The 19,540-nt window shown below is 64.4% G+C and carries 17 protein-coding genes; 14 read left to right on the plus strand and 3 right to left on the minus strand.

Going from position 1 to position 19,540, the window contains the following annotated elements; genetic code table 11:
* Positions 1–14 precede the first annotated feature (14 nt).
* The gene (locus BMY06_RS03410; protein WP_065065150.1) at positions 15–1,286 is read left to right on the plus strand and encodes a glutamate-5-semialdehyde dehydrogenase; all 1,272 of its coding nucleotides are present in this window, start codon (positions 15–17) and stop codon (positions 1,284–1,286) included.
* Positions 1,287–1,322: 36 nt separating this feature from the next.
* Positions 1,323–1,739: a CopD family protein gene (locus tag BMY06_RS03415; RefSeq protein ID WP_074981532.1), complete on the plus strand. Its 417-nt coding sequence runs from the start codon at positions 1,323–1,325 to the stop codon at positions 1,737–1,739.
* Positions 1,740–1,775: 36 nt separating this feature from the next.
* Here the strand turns inward: BMY06_RS03415 and BMY06_RS03420 are convergent, their stop codons facing one another.
* The gene (locus BMY06_RS03420; RefSeq protein ID WP_065065148.1) at positions 1,776–2,234 is read right to left on the minus strand and encodes a nuclear transport factor 2 family protein; all 459 of its coding nucleotides are present in this window, start codon (positions 2,232–2,234) and stop codon (positions 1,776–1,778) included.
* Positions 2,235–2,980: 746 nt separating this feature from the next.
* Here BMY06_RS03420 and BMY06_RS03425 point away from each other — a divergent pair.
* The gene (locus BMY06_RS03425; RefSeq protein WP_074981534.1) at positions 2,981–3,583 is read left to right on the plus strand and encodes a YadA-like family protein; all 603 of its coding nucleotides are present in this window, start codon (positions 2,981–2,983) and stop codon (positions 3,581–3,583) included.
* 178 nt (positions 3,584–3,761) lie between these two features.
* Here BMY06_RS03425 and BMY06_RS03430 read toward each other — a convergent pair whose 3' ends face one another.
* The gene (locus BMY06_RS03430; RefSeq protein ID WP_065065146.1) at positions 3,762–4,619 is read right to left on the minus strand and encodes a MurR/RpiR family transcriptional regulator; all 858 of its coding nucleotides are present in this window, start codon (positions 4,617–4,619) and stop codon (positions 3,762–3,764) included.
* A gap of 277 nt (positions 4,620–4,896) precedes the next feature.
* Between BMY06_RS03430 and edd the strand changes: the two genes are divergently transcribed.
* From edd to BMY06_RS03450, 4 genes are all read left to right on the plus strand, one after another.
* Positions 4,897–6,783 (plus strand): phosphogluconate dehydratase, encoded by a 1,887-nt coding sequence (edd, locus tag BMY06_RS03435; protein ID WP_065065145.1) that lies wholly within the window; start codon positions 4,897–4,899, stop codon positions 6,781–6,783.
* Positions 6,784–6,862: 79 nt separating this feature from the next.
* A complete protein-coding gene (eda, locus tag BMY06_RS03440) occupies positions 6,863–7,504 on the plus strand; it encodes a bifunctional 4-hydroxy-2-oxoglutarate aldolase/2-dehydro-3-deoxy-phosphogluconate aldolase (protein WP_065065144.1) in 642 nt (213 codons plus the stop codon).
* Between the two features lie 432 nt (positions 7,505–7,936).
* Entirely contained in the window at positions 7,937–9,298 is a 1,362-nt protein-coding gene (locus tag BMY06_RS03445; RefSeq protein WP_065065143.1) for a GntP family permease, read from the plus strand.
* Between the two features lie 66 nt (positions 9,299–9,364).
* The gene (locus BMY06_RS03450) at positions 9,365–9,868 is read left to right on the plus strand and encodes a gluconokinase (RefSeq protein ID WP_065065142.1); all 504 of its coding nucleotides are present in this window, start codon (positions 9,365–9,367) and stop codon (positions 9,866–9,868) included.
* A 112-nt stretch (positions 9,869–9,980) separates the two neighbouring features.
* On the opposite strand, the gene purB is transcribed toward BMY06_RS03450, so the two are convergent.
* The gene (gene purB, locus BMY06_RS03455) at positions 9,981–11,369 is read right to left on the minus strand and encodes an adenylosuccinate lyase (RefSeq protein ID WP_065065141.1); all 1,389 of its coding nucleotides are present in this window, start codon (positions 11,367–11,369) and stop codon (positions 9,981–9,983) included.
* 234 nt (positions 11,370–11,603) lie between these two features.
* On the opposite strand from purB, the gene BMY06_RS03460 reads away from it, so the two are divergent.
* The 7 genes from BMY06_RS03460 (at position 11,604) to BMY06_RS03490 (ending at position 19,410) form a co-directional block, all read left to right on the plus strand.
* A complete protein-coding gene (locus BMY06_RS03460; RefSeq protein WP_074981536.1) occupies positions 11,604–13,394 on the plus strand; it encodes a tetratricopeptide repeat protein in 1,791 nt (596 codons plus the stop codon).
* A gap of 55 nt (positions 13,395–13,449) precedes the next feature.
* Positions 13,450–14,406 carry a LysR family transcriptional regulator gene (locus BMY06_RS03465; RefSeq protein WP_065065139.1) on the plus strand — a complete coding sequence of 319 codons (957 nt, stop codon included), beginning with the start codon at positions 13,450–13,452 and terminating at the stop codon, positions 14,404–14,406.
* Between the two features lie 282 nt (positions 14,407–14,688).
* Positions 14,689–15,990 carry a Glu/Leu/Phe/Val family dehydrogenase gene (locus BMY06_RS03470; protein WP_065065138.1) on the plus strand — a complete coding sequence of 434 codons (1,302 nt, stop codon included), beginning with the start codon at positions 14,689–14,691 and terminating at the stop codon, positions 15,988–15,990.
* Between the two features lie 305 nt (positions 15,991–16,295).
* The gene (locus tag BMY06_RS03475) at positions 16,296–17,189 is read left to right on the plus strand and encodes a glutamate/aspartate ABC transporter substrate-binding protein (protein WP_065065137.1); all 894 of its coding nucleotides are present in this window, start codon (positions 16,296–16,298) and stop codon (positions 17,187–17,189) included.
* 81 nt (positions 17,190–17,270) lie between these two features.
* On the plus strand, positions 17,271–18,011 hold the full coding sequence (locus BMY06_RS03480; RefSeq protein ID WP_065065136.1) for an amino acid ABC transporter permease: 741 nt from the start codon (positions 17,271–17,273) through the stop codon (positions 18,009–18,011).
* Positions 18,011–18,688 carry a glutamate/aspartate ABC transporter permease GltK gene (gene gltK, locus BMY06_RS03485; protein WP_065065135.1) on the plus strand — a complete coding sequence of 226 codons (678 nt, stop codon included), beginning with the start codon at positions 18,011–18,013 and terminating at the stop codon, positions 18,686–18,688. Before BMY06_RS03480 ends, gltK begins: the two co-directional genes overlap by 1 nt.
* A complete protein-coding gene (locus BMY06_RS03490) occupies positions 18,685–19,410 on the plus strand; it encodes an amino acid ABC transporter ATP-binding protein (protein ID WP_065065134.1) in 726 nt (241 codons plus the stop codon). Before gltK ends, BMY06_RS03490 begins: the two co-directional genes overlap by 4 nt.
* Positions 19,411–19,540: the final 130 nt, after the last annotated feature.

Genomic DNA, 19,540 nt, shown 5'->3' on the forward strand with positions numbered 1-19,540 from the left:
ATCACGAAGACATCATGGATATCGACCAGTACATGACCGACCTCGGCCGCCGCGCACGCAAGGCATCGCGCGCGATGGCGCGTGCCTCGACGGCCGCGAAGAACGCCGCGCTCGAAGCGGTGGCCCAGGCCATCGAGCGCGACGTGCAGCAACTGAAGGACGCCAACGCTCGCGACCTCGCGCGCGCGAAGGAGAAGGGCCACGACGCGGCTTTCATCGACCGCCTCACGCTCTCCGACAAAGCGATCGGCACGATGGTCGAAGGGCTGCGCCAGGTCGCGGCGCTGTCCGACCCGATCGGCGAGATCAGCAACATGAAGTTCCGCCCGAGCGGCATCCAGGTCGGCCAGATGCGCGTGCCGCTCGGCGTGATCGGCATCATCTACGAATCGCGCCCGAACGTGACCATCGACGCCGCGGCGCTGTGCCTGAAATCGGGCAACGCCACGATCCTGCGCGGCGGCTCCGAAGCGCTCGAATGCAATACGGCGCTCGCGAAGCTGATCGGCGAAGGGCTGGCGGCGGCGGGTCTGCCGCAAGACGCGGTGCAAGTCGTGGAAACGGCTGACCGCGCGGCGGTGGGCAAGCTCATCACCATGACGGAGTTCGTCGACGTGATCGTGCCGCGCGGCGGCAAGAGCCTGATCGAACGCCTGATCGCCGAAGCGCGCGTGCCGATGATCAAGCACCTCGACGGCATCTGCCACGTCTACGTGGACGACCGCGCCGATCTCGCGAAGGCGCTCACCGTGTGCGACAACGCGAAGACGCATCGCTACGGCACCTGCAATACGATGGAAACGCTGCTGGTCGCACGCGGCATCGCGCACGACGTGCTGCCGCCGCTGGGCCGTCTCTATCGCGACAAGGACGTCGAGCTGCGCGTGGACGCCGCAGCGCGTGCGATCCTCGCGGACGCCAACATCGGCCCGCTCGTGGACGCGACGGAAGAAGACTGGCGCACCGAGTACCTCGCGCCGGTGCTGGCGATCAAGATCGTGGACAACCTCGATCAGGCCGTCGATCACATCAACCTGTACGGCTCGCATCACACCGACGCCATCGTCACCGAAGACCACGACCGCGCGATGCGCTTCCTGCGCGAAGTGGATTCGGCAAGCGTGATGGTGAACGCCTCGACGCGTTTCGCCGACGGCTTCGAGTTCGGTCTGGGCGCGGAAATCGGCATCTCGAACGACAAGCTGCACGCGCGCGGCCCGGTCGGCCTCGAAGGGCTGACGTCGATGAAATACGTGGTGCTCGGCCACGGCGAAGGCCGCCAGTAGAGCGCGGCGCATCCCCAAAAACAACAAGGATTACCGATGCTTTGGGTCAAGACGTTTCATATCGTGCTGATCGCCTCGTGGTTCGCCGGTTTGTTCTATCTGCCGCGAATCTTCGTCAATCTCGCGATGGAAACGGAGCCCGCCGCCATCAACCGTCTGCTGATCATGGCGCGCAAGCTGTACCGCTTCATGACGCTGATCGCCGTGCCCGCACTGCTGTGCGGGCTGTGGCTGTGGCTCGTGGTGGGCATCGGGCGCGGCCAGGGCTGGATCCACGCGAAGGTGGGCGTGGTGGTGCTGCTGATCGTCTATCACGCGTATTGCGGCCGCCTGCTCAAGACCTTCGAGCGCGGCGAGAACACGCGATCGGACAAGTGGTATCGCATGTTCAACGAGCTGCCGGTGCTGGGCATGCTGGCGGCCGTGGCGCTTGCTGTGATCAAGCCGTTCTGATTTCCCTTCCTCACGTTTTTCCCGCGACGGGCAGCCTCAGATGCTGCCCGTTTCTTTTCTGCGCATGCGCGACGCGGCCACGCGCCAGCCATCCGCGCGCTTCACGAACACGTCGGTGAAGCGGTATTCGACCGCCTTGTAGCCCGACGCGGGCGTATAGCGGTTGATGCCTGTCGCGACGGCAATATCGCCGAGCACCTGCACGCGCACGTCCCTAAGCACCTGCGAGCCGCCTTGCGGCTGCGCGGCGGCGGCCAGCAGTTCGCGCTTGCTGCGGCGCACGTCGCCGGGAAATACTTCGAAGAACTTATCGTCGAGCAGGTCGTTGAGTACCGGGCGGTCGCCCGTCGATGCGGCTTGCGTCCACTGGTATTCGAGCATCTGAACCTGAAGCGTTTCGGAAAGGGGATTGCTCGTGGGCGCGGCGGCGCTCGCGAGGGCGGCAACCGACAGCGTGAGCGCGCTGGCGGCGACGAGAATCTGCATGCGTTTCATGACGTTTCCTGACGTGAGACCGCGAACCGGCGTGGCTCGCGCGAACGGGGAAACGTTGGGAGATGCGGGGGACTGACCAGCGTGAAGGCGCGTGCCGTTTGCACGTGAATCGCGGGATCGTGACTGCCTGAGTGGCATCGCGAGGCGTTGACCTCGTTCAGCGTTTCCTCTCAAAACCAGTCTATTTATCTGACAGATTTAGCGGAATAGGACAAATCTCAAAAGCGGACGACCGTGTCTGGCGTGCCGTTGCATCGTGTGATGACGGGTCGATATTGAGGATGTCAAAAAGCGTTGCACGGTAGTCAGCAAGTATTTTGCCCATTTTTTTTCAGTGCTGAAACTGGGAGTTGGCGATTGCGGAGCGATATTTTCTTTCGGCTGTTATCCGATTAATAAGAAAATTCTCGGGGATGCCTTTTGCGGTGAATAAGTAAATATTCAGCAGGTTATTTTTTGCCAAAATCTTTGCTACTCGGTGTTTAAGAATTTTCGTATGTTCTGCTTAGTGACTGCTTAATACAGTCGCCAGTGTCATCGCCAGCCAAGGCGTTCCCGTGATCGATGCATGTGATTCGGGTTTCAAGGCTCGGCGAATTCGACGAGAACCGCTGACATTTCAAGTCAGTGCTTTCTTTGCATGGAAAGCAGCGTCGCCAGATTACTTCGTGAATCTGGTCGTGATCTCTGCTGTTTGCGTGCAAGGAGTATTCCGCTAGCTATTCCGTCACGAATCAGGGCACGAAATGAACAAGACATACAGATCAATCTGGAACGAGACCACGGGGACGTGGGTCGCGGTGCAAGAGGACGCGGCGGCGCGCGGCAAGCGTTCCTCGAAGGCTGTGATTGCAGGCGCGAGCGGGATCGTCGGCGTTCTCAATGTCATTGGCGTGATGGGCGGCGCGGCGCTGGCCACGTCCGCGCACGCAGACAAGGCGTCGGCCACGGGAGAGAACTCGGTCGCGCTGGGTGCGAATTCGGTGGCGGATCAGGCGAACACGGTGTCCGTCGGTTCGGCGGGCAACGAGCGCCGCATCACGAACGTCGCCGATGGCGTAGCGGGCACGGACGCTGTGAACATGCGCCAGTTCCAGTCGGGCATGACGGAGATGCAGCGCAACGCCTACGGCGGTATCGCGGCGGCCACGGCGCTGACGATGATTCCGGACGTCGACCAGGGCAAGACCATTGCGGTGGGCATCGGTACCGCCAACTACAAGGGCTACCAGGCCACGGCGCTCGGCGTGTCGGCGCGCATTACGCAGAACGTCAAGGTCAAGATGGGCGCGGGTTACAGCGCGGGCGGCGACACCACGTGGGGCGGCGGTATGTCCTACCAGTGGTAAGCGCCTGACGGCGAGCGCGGAGGCGGGGCAGCCAGCCCGCTTCTGATCGCGCCGGATTCGGCCGGGGCGTGCGGCAGCGCACCGCTCAGCATGCCCGGCTATAAGGCAAAGCGGACTCCCTTGGGAGTCCGCTTTTTTTTGCTCGATGTTCGCCGCTGCAGCGCGGGGCGTCGAGCGTTCAACCGTTGGCGTCGAGTCTGCGACGATCGATGATGTCTTTCGCGCCGGCGAGCTTTTCCGCGAGCTCCGGGCCGCGCTGGAGCGCAACGCCCACCGCCAGGATGTCGCCGATCGCGAGGTGCGAAGTGCGCGAGGTCATCGGCGAAAAAACATCGGTGTCTTCGTCCACGTTTGCGTGCAAGCCCACACTCGCGAGGCGGGCAAGCGGCGAGGTACCGTGCGTGATCGCGATGACCTTCGCGCCGCGATCGAGCGCGGTGCGGGCGGCGTCCACCACGTCGCGCGTGCGTCCCGTATTCGAAATGGCCACGACCACGTCGCCGGGACCGAGCAAGGCCGCCGACATCAGGAACGTGTGCGGGTCCGAGTAAGCGACGCTCGGCATGCCGAGGCGGAAGAACTTGTGCTGCATGTCCTGCGCCGCGATGCCCGAACCGCCCGCGCCGTAGAACTCGATGCGCGCCGCTTTCGCGAGCAGATCGATCGCGGCGCCGAGTGCGTCGGTGGAGAGGTTGTTGCGCACCTGGAGCAGCGCGCCGATCGTGCGTTCGAGCACCTTCGCCGCGACGCCTGGCACCGGCTCGTCGGGACTCACATCACGGTAAACGGCCGGCAGGGCGCTCGGCAGATCGCCAGCCACGGCCTGCGCGAGCCGGATCTTGAACTCGCGGAACCCCGAGAAGCCGAGCGCGTGACAAAAACGCGCGATCGTCGGCTGGCTCACGCCGGCGCGCTGGGCAACTTCGGTCATCGAAAGATCGAGCAGCTCGCGGGGCGCGTCGACGATGTAATCGGCGAGCTTGCGCTCCGATGGACGCAATTGCTCGCGGATGGCCTTCACCTGGGACAGCAGCATTGGGAAACTCGCACTATGCTGAAAGATCCGTGGACTATAGCGGATCATGGGTCATGTACAAAAACTACAGAATCCTGACCGATGGTGCAATTGGGGGTTGTGCCGGATCGAATGAAATCAAGCTAAATAGAGGTTTTTGCAGCGCTTGCACCATTCGATCCCAGGGCAAAACCGGGATTGCGACCGTGTAGTTTTTCTACTAACATCGCGCCATCGCTGTTTGGACCGCGTGATGTGTCCCCGAGCGCCTGAGCGAGATAACAAGGAAGGAGATTCGATGGTTTCCCCGCATTCGCAGTTGATGAAGGTCACGCAACGCGTGATCGAGCGCAGCAAGCCGACGCGCGAGGCCTATCTCGCGCGCATCACGGCGGCGCAGGACCGTTTCCCGGCACGCGGTGCGCTCTCGTGCGCGAATCTCGCTCACGGTTTCGCCGGTCTCGAAGGGCGCGACAAGATTGCCATCAAGGCGATCCGCGAACCGAACATCGGCATCGTCTCGTCCTACAACGAGATGCTCTCGGCCCACGCGCCGTACAAAGACTTTCCCGACATCATCAAGAAGGCGGCCCGCGAAGGCGGCGGCGTCGCGCAATTCGCGGGCGGCGTGCCGGCGATGTGCGACGGCGTCACGCAGGGCAATGCCGGCATGGAGCTGTCGCTGTTCTCGCGTGAAGTGATCGCGATGAGCACGGCGGTCGCGCTCACGCACAACATGTTCGACGCGGCGCTGTGCCTCGGCGTGTGCGACAAGATCGTGCCGGGCTTGCTGATCGGCGCGCTGCAGTTCGGCCATCTGCCGACGATCTTCGTGCCCGCTGGCCCGATGACGAGCGGCATCTCGAACGACGACAAGGCCAAGGTCCGCCAGAAGTTCGCGACCGGCCAGTGCGACCGCGACGCGCTGCTCGAATCCGAAGCCGCCGCGTATCACGGCCACGGCACCTGCACGTTCTACGGCACGGCCAACAGCAACCAGATGCTGATGGAAGTGATGGGCCTGCATCTGCCGGGCTCGGCCTTCATCCATCCGCATACGCCGCTGCGCGACGAACTCACCGCCGCTGCCGCGCGCCGCGTGCTCGAACTGACGGTCGAGCGCGGCAACTACACGCCGATCGGCCACGTGGTCGACGAAAAGTCCGTGATCAACGGCATCGTCGCGCTGATGGCGACGGGCGGCTCGACCAACCACACGCTGCACCTCGTGGCGATGGCGCGTGCGGCGGGCATCCTGATCGACTGGAACGATTTCGACGAACTGTCGGCGGCCGTGCCGCTGCTCGCGCGCGTCTATCCGAACGGCAAGGCCGACGTGAACCATTTCCACGCGGCGGGCGGCATCGCTTTCCTCGTGCGCGAACTGCTCGACGGCGGCCTGCTGCATGAGGACGTGAAGACGGTGGCGGGCGAAGGGCTGCGTCACTACACCGAGGAGCCGAAGCTGCTCGACGGCAAGCTCACGTGGGTGCCGGCCGTGGAAAAGAGCGCCGACGACGCCGTGTTGCGTCCGCTCGCCACGCCGTTCCAGCCGGACGGCGGTCTGCGACTGATGCAGGGCAAGCTCGGTCGCGGTGTCATCAAGGTCTCGGCGGTTGCGCCGCAGCATCGCAAGCTGAGCGCGCCCGCAATCGTGTTCGACTCGCAGGAAGCGGTGCAGGAAGCGTTCGATCGCGGCGAGCTGGAGCGCGATTTCGTGGCGGTCGTGCGCTTCCAGGGCGCGCGCGCCAACGGCATGCCGGAGCTGCACCGCCTCACGCCGCTGCTCGGCGTGCTGCAGGACAAGGGCTTCCACGTCGCGCTCGTGACCGACGGGCGGATGTCGGGCGCGTCGGGCAAGGTGCCCGCGGTGATCCACGTGTCGCCGGAAACGCTGCTGCACGGCCCGATCGGCAAGGTGCGCGACGGCGATACGATCGTGATCGATGCGGAACGCGGCGTGCTCGACATCGAAGTCGATCAGGCCGAATGGGACGCGCGCCCGGTCGCGCAACCGGCGCATCAGGAAAGCAATGAAGTGGGCTTCGGCCGCGAGCTGTTCGGCGTGTTTCGCGCCGCCGCGGCGCCGGCCGAGCTGGGCGCGACGGTGTTCGGCCCGCTCGTCGGCGAAGTGCCGGCCAGTGCGTCGGCCACGCAGCACGCGCCGCAGACCGCGAGCGCCTGAACAACTGAGCGCCTGAGCGGCCGACGTCACCGCGACGCGGCAACGCAACGAACAGAATTCATCATCAAGGAGCCTGAACATGGCACAAAGCACGGTGGCCGACATTGTCCGCCTTGGCCCGGTGATTCCGGTGCTGGCCTTCGAAACGCCCGAACAGGGCGAGCACGTTTCGCGCGCGCTGCACGCGGGCGGCGTGAAGGTGCTGGAAATCACGCTGCGCACCAAGGCCGGTCTCGAAGCGATCGAGCGCGCGGCGCAGATCGCGCCGGATATCGCCGTCGGCGTCGGCACGATCACGAAGCCCGAGCATTGCGCGCTGGCGAAGAAGGCGGGCGCGACGTTCGGCGTCTCGCCGGGCCTCACGCGTGAAATCCATCAGGCGTCGCTCGACGCGGGTCTGCCGCTGCTGCCGGGCGTCATGACGCCGACGGACATCATCGTCGCGATGGAACTCGGCTACGAGATCGTCAAGTTCTTCCCGGCCGTTCCCGCGGGCGGCCTGAACATGCTGCAGGCATTCCACGGCCCGTTCCCGACGCTGAAGTTCTGCCCGACCGGCGGCATCAGCGCCGAAACCGCGCCGAATTTCCTCGCGCTGCCCAACGTGGTGTGCGTGGGCGGCTCGTGGCTCACGCCGAAGGCCGCGCTCGCGGCGCAGGACTGGGCAGAAGTCACGCGTCTCGCGCGCGCGGCGAGCGAGCTTTCGCGTCCGGTGCGCTAAGGCGTCCGCTCGATCGACGAGGAAAGGCAACTAACTGAAGTTTGATTCACGATCGACGGACAACGGGCGCAAGCGCGCGCCGCACGAGTCGGCGCTTCGGCACGCTAAATAAGGTGCTGATCGCCGTCGCCGGGCGGGCGATTTCCGGACCGCCCGCACCGCCTGGACCGGCCGTTCAGCCCGGCGGTGCCGACGTGCTTTCCCGCCCGTTTCCGTCGCGTGTTTTCACGAGCCGCGCAGGCTGCGCCCGAGAGGGCGTGCGCCTTGCGCGGCTCGCTCGTCTTTCGAGCAGACAACCCGGAAAGTCGTTATAACCTCTACAATCCCGGCCCGGCGACGGCCGACCCCCTGCGTTTTCCACGTGCGCGTTTTTCAAGATGCCGCAGGCGCGGCGGCGCGGGGATACCGAACAACTACCTGGAGAGGAGCCTCATGGGAGTGGCCCACGGCAGTTCGCTGCTGATTTACGCGCTCGTCGCGATTGCCGCGCTGATCCTGCTGATCACGCGTTTCAAGGTGTATCCGTTTCTGGTCCTGATCATCGTTTCGCTGCTGCTCGGCCTCGCCGTCGGCATGCCGATGGATCAGATCGTCAAATCGTTCGAGACCGGCAACGGCAACACGCTCGGCCACATCGCGATCGTGGTGGGCCTCGGCACGATGCTCGGCAAGATGATGGCCGAATCGGGCGGCGCCGAACGTATCGCCACCACGCTGATACGCTGGTTCGGCGAGAAGAACATCCACTGGGCGATGATGTGCGTGGCCGTGATCGTCGGCCTGCCCGTGTTCTTCGAAGTCGGTTTCGTGCTGCTGATTCCGATCGCGTTCAACGTCGCCAAGCGCACCGGCAAGTCGCTGCTGCTGATCGGTCTGCCGATGGTCGCGGGTCTCTCGGTCGTGCACGGCCTGATTCCGCCGCACCCGGCCGCGCTGCTCGCCGTGCAGGCGTATCACGCCGACATCGGCCGGACCATCGCGTATGGTCTGATCGTCGGTATTCCGACGGCGATCGTCGCCGGACCGCTGTTCGCGCTGTTCATCCACCGCTTCATCAAGCTGCCGGAGAACAATCCGCTCTCCGCGCAGTTCGTGAGCAAGGCCGATCCGAAGCCCGACAGCGAGCTGCCGAGCTTCGGCATCACGCTCTTCACGATTCTGCTGCCGGTGATCCTGATGCTGGTCGGCTCGTGGGCGGACCTCGTGTTCGCGCCGAAGACGCTGCCGAACAATCTGTTGCATTTCATCGGCACCTCGGATGTCGCGCTGCTGATCGCCGTGCTGGTAAGCTTCTGGACCTTCGGCGCGCAACGCGGCTTCAATCGCGAGCAGATCCAGAAGTTCTGCGGCGACTGCCTCGCGCCGATCGCCGGCATCACGCTGATCGTGGGCGCGGGCGGCGGTTTCGGCCGCGTGCTGATGGACAGCGGCGTCTCGAAGCAGATCGTCGAACTCGCACAGACGGCGCATCTGTCACCGCTTTTGCTCGGCTGGCTGGTCGCCGCGCTGATCCGTCTCGCGACGGGCTCGGCCACGGTCGCGATGACCACCGCCTGCGGCATCGTCGCGCCGATCGCCTCGGCGGCCGGCGTCACGGTTCAGCCGGAACTGCTCGTGCTCGCCACGGGTTCGGGCTCGCTGATCTTCTCGCACGTCAACGACGGCGGATTCTGGCTGATCAAGGAATATTTCGGCATGACCGTGGGTCAGACGTTCAAGACCTGGTCGCTGCTGGAGACCATCATTTCGCTGCTGGGCCTCGGACTGACGTTCGCGCTCTCGGCAGTGGTGTAACAGGTAAATTTGCATGAGGCGGCGCGCGGCATTCACGCCGGGCGGCCGCCGACTGAGGAGCAGTAGATGATTCTGATTGCAATGGGCGTGTCGGGCGCCGGCAAGACGCGTATCGGCGAGATGCTGGCCGAGCGCCTCAAGTGTGCCTTCACCGACGGCGACGCTTTCCACAGCGAAGCCAACAAGAAGAAGATGCACGACGGCATTCCGCTCACCGACGACGACCGCTGGCCGTGGCTGCGCACGATTCGCGCCGCCATCGAGGAAAAGCAGCGCGCGCACGAGACGGCCGTGTTCACGTGCTCGTCGCTCAAGCGTTCGTACCGCGACATCCTGCGCGGCGGCGATCACGACGTCGTGTTCGTGTATCTGAAGGGTTCGTACGAAGTGCTGCACGAGCGCCTCGCCACGCGCACCGGCCACTTCTTCGATCCGTCGCTGCTGCAAAGCCAGCTCGACACGCTCGAAGTGCCGGGCGCCGACGAAGCGATCGAGGTGAGCATCGAACTCACGCCGGAGCAGATCGTCGACGACGTGCTCAAGCAGCTCGAAACGCGCCGCGTGGGTTGATCCGCGCGGCGGTTTTGAACGGCTGCAAATAAAAAAGCCCCGGCTTCGCACCGGGGCTTTTTGTTTGGCCGCGCCGCAAGGGCGCTTGCCAAAACAGACTTACGAAACGGATTTACGAAATGCGCTTCGCGAGTTCGGCAGCCTTGCCGATGTACGACGCGGGCGTCATGTCCAGCAGACGCTGCTTCGCGTCTTCAGGAATCGCGAGACCCGTGACGAAGGTTTGCAGCGCTTCGCGCGTGATGCCCTTGCCGCGCGTGAGTTCCTTCAACTGCTCGTACGGGTTTTCGATGCCGTAGCGGCGCATCACGGTCTGCACCGGCTCGGCCAGCACTTCCCACGTGGCGTCGAGGTCGTCGTTCAGACGCTGCGGGTTCACTTCGAGCTTGTCGATACCGCGGATCAGCGCGTCGTAGGCGAGCAGCGAGTAACCGAACGCGACGCCGATATTGCGCAGCACCGTCGAGTCGGTCAGGTCGCGCTGCCAGCGCGACACGGGCAGCTTGTCGGCGAGGTGACGCAGCGTGGCGTTCGCGAGACCGAGGTTGCCTTCCGAGTTTTCGAAGTCGATCGGATTGACTTTGTGCGGCATCGTCGACGAACCGATTTCGCCGGCCTTCAGCTTCTGCTTGAAATAGCCGAGCGAGATGTAGCCCCACACGTCGCGGTCGAGGTCGAGCAGGATCGTGTTCGCGCGCGCGACGGCGTCGAACAGTTCGGCCATGTAGTCGTGCGGCTCGATCTGGATCGTGTACGGGTTGAACGTGAGCTTCAGGCGCTGTTCGACGACGTTCTTCGAGAACGCTTCCCAGTCGAATTCCGGATACGCCGAGAGGTGCGCGTTGAAGTTGCCGACCGCGCCGTTCATCTTGCCGAGCAGCTCGACCTTCTCGATGCGCGTGATTGCGCGCGCGAGACGGGCGGCGACGTTGGCGACTTCCTTGCCGAGCGTCGTCGGGCTGGCGGGCTGACCGTGCGTGCGCGAGAGCATCGGCTGGTCGGCCTGTGCGTGCGCGAGCGCCACGAGGCGCTGATGCACCGAGCGCAGCGCCGGCAGGATCACGTGCTCACGCGCGCCGGCGAGCATCAGGCCGTGCGACGTGTTGTTGATGTCTTCCGAGGTGCAGGCGAAGTGGATGAACTCGCTGGCGCGCTCCAGTTCCGGCTGACCCTTCACCGATTCCTTGAGCCAGTACTCGACCGCCTTCACGTCGTGGTTCGTCACGCGCTCGATGTCCTTGATGCGCGCGGCGTCGTGCGCCGTGAAGTTCTCGGCGAGCTTGAGCAGGAACTGCTCCGACGCTTCCGAGAAGCGCGGCACTTCCGCGAAACCGGCTTGCGACAGCGCGATCAGCCAGTGGATTTCCACGGTCACGCGATTGCGCATGAAGGCGGCTTCCGAGAGCCAGTCGCGCAGGGCTTCGGTTTTTGAGGCGTAGCGGCCGTCGAGCGGGGAGAGCGCGTTGAGCGCGAAGAGGGTATCGGGACGAGTGTCGGACATGATGGGGACGTAACGTGTGGCGTTACGATCAGAAAGGAACCGGGGGGAGCCGAGTATTTTATCACCACGCTGACAGCGTCCGGTCGGGGATTCGGGGCGGCTTGCAGGCGGGGCCGCCTGGTCGCGTGAGGCGCGCTGCGTCAGAGTTTCGGAACTGTCTGACAGACATAGGGAGGGCGGCGGCATACGGTGATGAGGTCGGCGGCGTTGGCCGCTTCTCGTTTTCCGATCCGCATGAACCGCGATTCCCTTTTTCCTCCGCTCGACGACGCAACTGCACTCGTCGATGCCGCGCTCGCCGAACACCGCGCCGGGCGGCTCGACGCCGCGCAGACGCTGTACGAGCGCGCCCTCGCTCGCGATCCCCGCTGCGCGCGTGCGCTGCACTATCTCGGCGTACTGGCGATGAGCCGCGGCGAGCTTGTCCGCGCCGCCGAACTCATGGATCGCGCGCTGGCGCATACGCCCGCCGATGCCGAGTGCTTGAGCAATCGCGGCGTGGTGGCCGCGCGGCAGAACGATCACGCGCGCGCAGCGATGTTCCAGCGCAAGGCGCTCGCGTGGTCGCCCGATTTCGCCAACGCGCACAACAATCTCGCCAACGCGTTCATGGCGCTGGGCGACCTCGCGGGTGCCGAGCACCATTACGCGCGCGCCCGCGAGATCGATCCGCAATCGGCGCATTTCGCCTTCAATCTGGGACGCGCGCTCGAAAAGGCGGGACGCGCGGACGCCGCCATCGCGCAATTTCGCGCGTCGCGCGCGCTCGCGCCGCACGATACGGCGACGCTCGCGCATCTGGGCAGGCTGCTGCGCGCGGCGGGCGAACATGCCGAGGCGGCGGCCTGCTTCGAGGCGATCGTCGCGCGCGAACCGGACAACGCACACGCGCTCTTCGAACTCGGCTACGCCTACGACGCGATGCATCGCTATGACGAGGCGATCGCGCTCTATCAGCGCGCCGCGGCACTGCGGCCCGACGCGGCGGGCGTCGTCAACAATCTCGCGTTTGCCTACACGGCGCTTGCGCGCTATGACGAAGCCGAAACGCACTATCGGCGCGCGCTGGAATTGAATCCGGATCTGCCGGAGTCGCGCTTTCAGCTCGGCATGCTGCTGCTGCGCCGCCAGGAATACGCACAAGGCTGGCCGCTGTTCGAGAACCGCAAGACCACCGCATTCGGCAAGCCGAACTATCGCAAGCTGCCGCCGCCCGAATGGCAGGGCGAGCCGCTTACGGGCAAGCGTTTTCTGATTGCGCGCGAGCAGGGCGTGGGCGATCAGATCCAGTTCGTGCGTTACGCGCAGTGGCTCGCCGCACAGGGCGCGCAGGTCGATGCGTGGGTCGCGCCCGAACTGGCGCCGCTGGTGGCGACGGTGCCGGGCGTCGCGCGCGTGCTCGACGCCGCGCCCGGCGACGCCGATATGGCGCGCGACTACGACTTCTGCTGCGACGTGATGAGCTTGCCGCTCAAATTTCCCGGCCGCCCGATTTACGCGCCGACTTCCTATATGCACGCCGATCCGGCCCTCGTCGAGATGTGGCGCATGCGCGTGGCGGCCCGCTCGGGCGGTGTGCGGCGGCGCATCGGGCTCGTCTGGGCGGGCAATCCGCGTCATCATTTCGACGCCTTCCGCTCGCTGCCGCTGAAGGCGCTGCTGCCGCTCGCCGCGCTCGACGGCCACGCCTGGTTCGCGATCCAGAAGGGCGAGGGCGTGCGGCAACTGCCCGACGTGGCGGGCCGCTGGCCGCTGCACGCGGTCGGCGACGATCTGCCCGATTTCGCCGCCACGGCCGCGCTGATCGAGGCGCTCGATCTGGTGATCACCGTCGATACCTCGGTGGCGCATCTGGCCGGCGCGCTCGGCAAGCCGGTGTGGGTGCTGCTCGCCGCGCAGCCCGACTGGCGCTGGGGCATGGGCCGCGCCGATTCGGTCTGGTATCCGTCCGCGCGGCTGTTCCGGCAGACCACGCTCGGCGACTGGCGCGGCGTGGTGGCGGAACTGGAGGCCGCGCTGCGCTGACAGCGCCCGCGCGCGGGCCTAGAATGCGGACTTCTCATTTGCTCGCCGGTCCCGCATGGAACTCAAATGGCTCGAAGACTTCGTTTCGCTGGCGGAAACGCATAGTTTCAGCCGCTCGGCCGAACTGCGGCACGTGACGCAGCCGGCGTTCTCGCGCCGCATCCAGGCGCTGGAGGCGTGGCTCGGCACCGAACTGATCGACCGTTCGGTTTATCCGACGCGTCTCACGCCGGCGGGGCAGGTGTTCTACGAGCAGGCGCTCGCGATGCTTTCGCAGTTCCACGAAGCGCGCACGCTGCTGCGCGGGCATACGGCCACGCCCGCGGAGACCATCGAATTCGCGGTGCCGCACACGCTGTCGCTCACGTATTTCCCGCGCTGGCTGCAACGCGTCGAGGCCAAGCTCGGGCGCATCCACACGCGGCTGCGCGCGCTCAACGTGCACGACGCTGTGCTCTCGCTCGTGGAAGGCGGCTGCGATCTCGTGATGGGCTATCACCATCCGAGCCATCCGGTCACGCTCGATCCCGCGCGCTACGACACGCTCACGCTCGGCATCGAATCGATCAGCCCGTATTCGGCGCCGCAGCGCGCCGGACGTGCACGCTACACGCTGCCGGGCACGCCGGACGCGCCCGCGCCGTATCTCTCCTACACGCCGAACGCCTATCTCGGACGGATGACCGAAGTGATCGTGGCGAACGCGCCCGCGCGCCTCTATCTGGACCGCGTCTACGAAACCGATATGGCCGAAGGGCTCAAGGCGATGGCGCTGGCGGGCCACGGCATTGCGTTTCTGCCGCACAGCGCGGTGGAAGACGCCGTCGCGCAAGGCAAGCTGATCCGCCTCGACCGCGGCACGCGCGGCGCGCCCGAAGGCCAGTTTACGCTCGATATGGAAATCCGCCTCTATCGCGACAAGCTCGCCGCGCAAGGCAACGACGCGCGCGAAGCGCTCGTGCGCGCGGTCTGGGACGCGGTCAGCGATGAACTCGCGCGCAACGGCGCATAACCGTCACGAAAATCGCTCGATGCAAACGCGGTACCGACTGATGCGCAGTAGCCGCGCGCGTTCGTGCGCATTCGCGTAGAAGGTCTTTTTCGCGCGCAGCAACAATGCGCGCCGCCGCGCCTGCGCAGTCGTAAAACGCCCGTAAATAGCGGATCCAGCGACAAGTTTTTTCGACTTTCATGACGTTATGCAAGAAAAGCATGACGCGATGACCAAACGGCATTGGCATAGATGTGGGCCTTTTCTGACAATGGCACCACTTCTTCGATCGCTGGAGCGTTCATGTCTTCCCAACAGCAGTCTGCAGTGTCTTCGTCGGTTCCTTCGTATCTTCACGCGGACGCACTCGGTCCGTGGGGCAACTATCTTCGTCAGGTCGACCGCGTCGCGCCGTATCTCGGTTCGCTGTCGCGCTGGCTCGAGACGCTCAAGCGTCCGAAGCGTATTCTGATCGTCGATTGCCCGATCGAACTCGACAACGGCACCGTGGCGCACTTCGAAGGCTATCGCGTCCAGCACAACGTTTCGCGCGGTCCCGGCAAGGGCGGCGTGCGTTATCACCAGGACGTTACGTTGTCCGAAGTGATGGCGCTGTCGGCATGGATGTCGGTGAAGAACGCGGCCGTGAACGTGCCGTACGGCGGCGCGAAGGGCGGTATCCGCGTCGATCCGCGCACGCTCTCGCGTGGTGAGCTCGAGCGCCTGACGCGCCGCTACACCAGCGAAATCGGCATCATCATCGGACCGAACACCGACATTCCCGCGCCGGACGTCAACACGAACGAGCAGATCATGGCGTGGATGATGGACACGTACTCGATGAACCAGGGCCAGACGGCCACGGGCGTCGTGACCGGCAAGCCCATCTCGCTCGGCGGCTCGCTGGGCCGCAAGGAAGCGACGGGCCGCGGCGTGTTCGTGGTCGGCTGCGAAGCCGCGCGCCGCAAGGGTCTGTCGATCGAAGGCGCACGCATCGCCGTGCAGGGCTTCGGCAACGTGGGCGGCATCGCTGCCCGCCTGTTCCAGGAAGCCGGCTCGAAGGTCGTCGCCGTGCAGGATCACACCGGCTCGATCTACAAGTCGACGGGTCTCGATGCAGCCGCGCTGCTCGACCACGTCGCGAAGACGGGCGGCGTGGCGGGCTTCGCCGGCGCCGACATGCTCGGCAACGACGAATTCTGGACGATCGAAACCGACATCCTGATTCCGGCAGCGCTGGAAAACCAGATCACCGAGCACAACGCCGGCAAGATCCGCACGAAGATCATCGTGGAAGGCGCGAACGGCCCGACCACGACGGCCGCCGACGACATCCTGCACGACAAGGGCGTGCTGGTGATTCCTGACGTGGTGGCGAACGCGGGCGGCGTGACGGTCTCGTACTTCGAATGGGTGCAGGACTTCTCGAGCTTCTTCTGGACCGAAGGCGAGATCAACGAGCGCCTCGAACGCGTGATGCGCGAAGCGTTCACGGCGGTCTGGCAGGTGTCGAGCGAGCAGGGCGTGTCGATGCGTACCGCGGCGTTCATCGTTGCGTGCAAGCGCATCCTGATGGCGCGCGAAATGCGCGGTCTGTATCCCTGATTGACGAATGTTTACGTTTGCCGCGCGGCGCCCGATTTCCGGGCGGCATGCGCGCGGCATCGGTACAAAATACGTGCGGCCTACCCAGGCCGCGCGTCAAGGCGGACGGTCTCCACAAGGGGCCGTCCGCCTTTTCTTTGGGCTTTTCTTTTGGGCGTTCCAGGCAGGCCGGCAATGTGGCTTCCGTGTGTGCGGCAAGCCTTACACGCGGGCGCGTGCGCGCTTACAACGCCAGGGTCCATCCATATACTTTCAAAATAATTACTTTGCTACACTGGCCGCGATTCTTGCAAAGGAGATCACAGATGAAAATCAAAAAGGCCGCGCTCGTTCTCGCCACTCTCGGACTGGTCGCCGCGAGTGCTCAGGCGCAGGACTCGGGGACGCTGAAAAAAATCAAGGACACCGGCGTCATTTCGCTGGGCCACCGCGAATCGTCGATCCCGTTTTCCTACTATGACGACAAGCAGAACGTGATCGGCTACTCGCAGGACTTCGCGATGAAAATCGTCGAAGCCGTGAAGCAGAAGCTGAATATGCCGAACCTCAAGGTCAAGATGGTTCCGATCACGTCGCAGAACCGCATTCCGCTCGTGCAGAACGGCACGGTCGACATCGAATGCGGCTCGACCACGAACAACGCGGAACGCCAGCAGCAAGCTGCGTTCACGAACACGATTTTCGTGATCGGCACGCGTCTGATGACCAAGAAGGATTCGGGCATCAAGGATTTCGCCGACCTCAAGGGCAAGACCGTCGTGACGACGGCGGGCACGACCTCGGAGCGTCTGCTGCGCAAGATGAACCAGGACAAGAACCTGGGCATGAACATCATCAGCGCGAAGGACCACGGCGAGTCGTTCCTGACGCTCTCCACGGGCCGTGCCGTCGCGTTCATGATGGACGACGCGCTGCTCGCGGGCGAACGCGCGAAGTCGAACAATCCGGGCGATTTCGTGATCGTCGGCACGCCGCAATCGCGTGAAGCGTACGGCTGCATGCTGCGCAAGAACGACCCCGAGTTCAAGAAGGTCGCCGACGACGCGATCGCCAAGGTCGAGACCTCGGGCGACGCCGACGCGATCTACAAGAAGTGGTTCGAGTCGCCGATTCCGCCGAAGGGCCTCAACCTGAACTTCCCGGAAAGCGAAGACATGAAGGCGCTCTTCAAGAGCCCCAACGACAAGGCCATCGACTAAGTCCGGTCGCGGCATTGATCAGCGTTTAGAACGGAACGGAAGAAGCGGCGCTTCTTCCGTTCTTTTTGTTGGAGTCTCTTCATGTCCTATCACTGGAACTGGGCCATTCTGCTCAGCCCGGTCTCGACGGGCGAACCCACGACCTACCTCGGCTGGCTCATTTCGGGTCTCTGGGTGACGGTGTCGGTGTCGCTGTGCGCGTGGGTGATCGCGCTCGTCGTCGGTTCGATCTTCGGCGTGCTGCGCACGGTGCCGAACACATTCCTCGCGGGTCTCGGCACGGTCTACGTGGCGATCTTCCGCAATATTCCGCTGATCGCGCAGTTCTTCATCTGGTACTTCGTGTTGCCGGAAATCCTGCCGCCTTCGATCGGCAACGCCTTCAAGCAACTGCCGCCGGGCGTGCAGTTCTTCTCGGCGTCGGTGATCTGTCTGGGCCTCTTCACGGCCGCGCGCGTGTGCGAGCAGGTGCGCTCGGGCATCAACGCGCTGCCGCGCGGCCAGCGCGCCGCCGGTCTCGCGATGGGCCTCACGCAATGGCAGACCTACCGCTACGTGCTGCTGCCGGTCGCGTACCGCATCATCGTGCCGCCGCTCACGTCCGAGTTTCTCAACATCTTCAAGAACTCGGCGGTCGCGTCGACCATCGGTCTGCTCGATCTTTCGGCGCAGGCGCGTCAGCTCGTCGACTACACGGCGCAGACCTATGAGTCGTTCATCGCGGTCACGCTCGCCTACGTGCTGATCAACCTGATCGTCATGATGCTGATGCGCTGGGTCGAAGCGAAAACCCGGCTGCCCGGCTATATCGGAGGCAAGTGATGCATCATTTCGACTGGAGCGGTATTCCGGGCGCACTGCCTACGTTGTGGACCGGCGCCATCGTCACGTTCAAGATCACGCTCTGCGCGATCGTCGTGGGCGTGCTGTGGGGCACCCTGCTCGCGCTCATGCGGCTTTCGGGCGTCAAGCCGCTCGAGTGGTTCTCGAAGGGCTACGTCACGGTGTTCCGCTCGATTCCGCTCGTGATGGTTCTGCTGTGGTTCTTCCTGATCGTGCCGCAGGTCCTGCAGAATCTGCTGGGCCTCTCGCCCGACATCGACATTCGCCTCGCGTCCGCCATGATCGCGTTCTCGCTGTTCGAGGCCGCCTATTATTCGGAAATCATTCGCGCGGGCATTCAGGCGGTGCCGCGCGGACAGGTGAACGCGTCGTTCGCACTCGGCATGCGTTACGGCCAGGCCATGCGCTTCGTGGTGCTGCCGCAGGCGTTTCGCGCGATGGTGCCGCTGCTGCTCACGCAGGCCATCGTGCTCTTTCAGGACACCTCGCTCGTCTACGTGATCAGTCTCGCCGACTTCTTCCGCACGGCCGCCAACGTCGGCGACCGTGACGGGACGATGGTCGAGATGGTACTGTTCGCGGGCGCATGCTATTTCGTGATCTGCGTGATCGCGTCGAGCCTTGTGAAAGGTCTTCAGAAAAAGGTCGCAAGATGATTTCAATTAAGAACGTTTCGAAGTGGTACGGCCAGTTCCAGGTGCTGACCGACTGCACGACGGAAGTGAAGAAGGGCGAAGTCGTGGTCGTGTGCGGCCCGTCGGGTTCGGGCAAGTCCACGCTGATCAAGACCGTCAACGGTCTCGAGCCGTTCCAGCAGGGCGAGATCCTCGTGAACGGCGAGTCGGTGGGCGACAAGCGCACCAATCTCTCGAAGCTGCGCTCGAAAGTGGGCATGGTGTTCCAGCATTTCGAGCTGTTCCCGCATCTGTCGATCACCGAAAACCTCACGCTCGCGCAGGTGAAGGTGCTCGGCCGCAGCAAGGACGAAGCCAGCGAGAAGGGCCTCAAGCTGCTCGATCGCGTGGGTCTGCGCGCGCATGCAGACAAATTCCCGGGTCAGCTTTCGGGCGGCCAGCAGCAGCGCGTGGCGATCGCGCGGGCGCTCTCGATGGATCCCATCGCGATGCTGTTCGACGAACCCACCTCGGCGCTCGACCCCGAGATGATCAACGAAGTGCTCGACGTGATGGTCGAACTCGCCCAGGAAGGCATGACCATGATGTGCGTGACGCACGAAATGGGCTTTGCGAAGAAGGTCGCGCACCGCGTGATCTTCATGGACAAGGGCGCCATCGTCGAGGACGACCGCAAGGAAGACTTCTTCGCCAATCCGAAGTCGGATCGCGCGAAGGATTTTCTGGCGAAGATCCTGCACTGATGGGGTGAACCCGCGCCGGCCGTCGTTCGGCGGCCAGCAAAAAAAGCCGCGCGGCCCTTCGGGCTGGCGCGGCTTTTTTACGTGCGCGAGGTGGCGTGATGTGGCGTGGTGCGGCGTGAAGTTGCGCGAA

Origin of the sequence: Paraburkholderia tropica, from assembly GCF_900109265.1 — a bacterium.
Taxonomy (GTDB): Bacteria; Pseudomonadota; Gammaproteobacteria; order Burkholderiales; family Burkholderiaceae; genus Paraburkholderia; species Paraburkholderia tropica.

What these genes read in the sequence shown, in the direction of transcription:
- gltK (WP_065065135.1), top strand. Translation starts at nt 18,011, where the DNA reads ATGCATCATTTCGACTGGAGCGGTATTCCGGGCGCACTGCCTACGTTG.
- purB (WP_065065141.1), bottom strand. Translation starts at nt 11,369, where the DNA reads ATGTCCGACACTCGTCCCGATACCCTCTTCGCGCTCAACGCGCTCTCC.
- BMY06_RS03475 (WP_065065137.1), top strand. Translation starts at nt 16,296, where the DNA reads ATGAAAATCAAAAAGGCCGCGCTCGTTCTCGCCACTCTCGGACTGGTC.
- BMY06_RS03460 (WP_074981536.1), top strand. Translation starts at nt 11,604, where the DNA reads ATGAACCGCGATTCCCTTTTTCCTCCGCTCGACGACGCAACTGCACTC.
- BMY06_RS03465 (WP_065065139.1), top strand. Translation starts at nt 13,450, where the DNA reads ATGGAACTCAAATGGCTCGAAGACTTCGTTTCGCTGGCGGAAACGCAT.
- BMY06_RS03445 (WP_065065143.1), top strand. Translation starts at nt 7,937, where the DNA reads ATGGGAGTGGCCCACGGCAGTTCGCTGCTGATTTACGCGCTCGTCGCG.
- BMY06_RS03490 (WP_065065134.1), top strand. Translation starts at nt 18,685, where the DNA reads ATGATTTCAATTAAGAACGTTTCGAAGTGGTACGGCCAGTTCCAGGTG.
- BMY06_RS03410 (WP_065065150.1), top strand. Translation starts at nt 15, where the DNA reads ATGGATATCGACCAGTACATGACCGACCTCGGCCGCCGCGCACGCAAG.
- BMY06_RS03430 (WP_065065146.1), bottom strand. Translation starts at nt 4,619, where the DNA reads ATGCTGCTGTCCCAGGTGAAGGCCATCCGCGAGCAATTGCGTCCATCG.
- edd (WP_065065145.1), top strand. Translation starts at nt 4,897, where the DNA reads ATGGTTTCCCCGCATTCGCAGTTGATGAAGGTCACGCAACGCGTGATC.
- BMY06_RS03450 (WP_065065142.1), top strand. Translation starts at nt 9,365, where the DNA reads ATGATTCTGATTGCAATGGGCGTGTCGGGCGCCGGCAAGACGCGTATC.
- BMY06_RS03470 (WP_065065138.1), top strand. Translation starts at nt 14,689, where the DNA reads ATGTCTTCCCAACAGCAGTCTGCAGTGTCTTCGTCGGTTCCTTCGTAT.
- eda (WP_065065144.1), top strand. Translation starts at nt 6,863, where the DNA reads ATGGCACAAAGCACGGTGGCCGACATTGTCCGCCTTGGCCCGGTGATT.
- BMY06_RS03415 (WP_074981532.1), top strand. Translation starts at nt 1,323, where the DNA reads ATGCTTTGGGTCAAGACGTTTCATATCGTGCTGATCGCCTCGTGGTTC.
- BMY06_RS03480 (WP_065065136.1), top strand. Translation starts at nt 17,271, where the DNA reads ATGTCCTATCACTGGAACTGGGCCATTCTGCTCAGCCCGGTCTCGACG.
- BMY06_RS03420 (WP_065065148.1), bottom strand. Translation starts at nt 2,234, where the DNA reads ATGAAACGCATGCAGATTCTCGTCGCCGCCAGCGCGCTCACGCTGTCG.
- BMY06_RS03425 (WP_074981534.1), top strand. Translation starts at nt 2,981, where the DNA reads ATGAACAAGACATACAGATCAATCTGGAACGAGACCACGGGGACGTGG.